The organism is Shewanella sp. KT0246, assembly GCF_019654955.1.
Taxonomy (GTDB): Bacteria; Pseudomonadota; Gammaproteobacteria; order Enterobacterales; family Shewanellaceae; genus Shewanella; species Shewanella goraebulensis.
The window spans coordinates 1-430 of the sequence record NZ_BPEV01000160.1 but is presented as its reverse complement, the minus strand read 5'-3'; the positions used below and the strand labels follow the sequence as shown (position 1 = coordinate 430).

Below are 430 nucleotides of genomic sequence, written 5' to 3'. Positions count from 1 at the left end.
CAGATTGGGTGCAATCGCTCAAAAACTTACAAAATGGTGTTGCTGATGTGCATATTGGTATGGCGAAAACGTCAACCAGAGAAAATCATTACCAGTTTTTACCGGAGCTACTTAGTTTTCATAGCTTCTTATATGTGAACTATCAATTACCTAAACCACAAACCTTATCTCAATTAATGCCTTATAAAATCGGTGTTGTCAGAGGAGCTGCTCAAATTGATATTTTGCAGCAACAAGAACCGCGACTTACTTTTAGTTATTTTGATAATCGGACTGATCTACTAAAAGCGGTAATTAATGAAGAAATTTTCGTATTTGTAGGGTTAGAAGGCTTCTTACGTGAAAGCCAAATCAATAACACTATTTCTATTCAGTTCCCTAAAGAGAACCTCAAAGAAATATCAAAGCTTTCTTTTTATCCTGCGATGTT

General features: G+C 35.3%; 1 pseudogene. It reads left to right on the top strand.

What is annotated here, in order from left to right:
• A pseudogene (locus K5Q58_RS20960) lies at positions 1 to 430 on the top strand (transporter substrate-binding domain-containing protein); the annotation flags it as partial.